The organism is Paraburkholderia sp. SIMBA_027, assembly GCF_046535315.1.
GTDB lineage: Bacteria > Pseudomonadota > Gammaproteobacteria > Burkholderiales > Burkholderiaceae > Paraburkholderia > Paraburkholderia tropica.
The window spans coordinates 1-271 of record NZ_JAWRWY010000611.1; the positions used below are offsets into that span (position 1 = coordinate 1).

The window sequence follows — 271 nt, forward strand, 5'->3', positions numbered from 1 at the left end:
GGGAATGCAGCGCATAAGTCGGGCCTCGCTCCTTCCAGACTGCTGGCGCTGCTGGGGCTGTTCACGCAACGCTCGCGTCCGGCCGAAGGGCTCGCGGGCGTGGTGCGTCACCTACTGGATGGTGCGCAGGTTGCGGTGCGCGAGTTCTATCCGGTGTGGACGCCTGCCGGGACACCCCAGGGGCTGACGGCCCGGCCGCCACGGCGACCGGGGGGCGGTAAGGCCCTGAGTGGCCTGGGCGACGGGCACGTGCTCGGCTCCCGCCTGCTCG

General features: G+C 72.3%; 1 protein-coding gene. It reads left to right on the forward strand.

What is annotated here, in order from left to right; translation table 11 throughout:
* A partial coding sequence (locus tag SB764_RS40460) for a type VI secretion system baseplate subunit TssG (RefSeq protein WP_410866820.1) occupies positions 1-271 on the forward strand: 271 nt, incomplete at both ends.